Source organism: Aquimarina pacifica (assembly GCF_000520955.1).
GTDB classification, from domain to species: domain Bacteria; phylum Bacteroidota; class Bacteroidia; order Flavobacteriales; family Flavobacteriaceae; genus Aquimarina; species Aquimarina pacifica.
The window spans coordinates 1-267 of the sequence record NZ_JACC01000005.1 but is presented as its reverse complement, the minus strand read 5'-3'; the positions used below and the strand labels follow the sequence as shown (position 1 = coordinate 267).

The window sequence follows — 267 nt, the reverse complement described above, 5'->3', positions numbered from 1 at the left end:
GTTAATGAAGTTGTAATATCTCCACCGCTTACTGTTATAGTCGCAGTTCTAGTGGTTGTGTTTGTATTTTCTGCTGCTGTAATAGAAATAGTTCCGTTATCACTACCACTTGTAGGCGTAATAGATACCCAGTTTGAATTTTCTGATACGGTCCAGTTTACATTTGATGTAACGGCACTAGTTTGCGTCCCTCCGTTAGCAGAGAAGTTCGATACTGCAGCCACGGTTAATGTTTCAGGAGTTACATCGGCTCCCTCTTGAGTGATA

The 267-nt window shown here is 41.6% G+C and carries 1 protein-coding gene; it reads right to left on the bottom strand.

Features of this window, described 5'->3' with window-relative positions; genetic code table 11:
* Window positions 1-267, bottom strand: a 267-nt coding sequence (locus DZ60_RS22415; protein WP_034228610.1) for a BACON domain-containing protein, incomplete at both ends; no start/stop codon positions are given.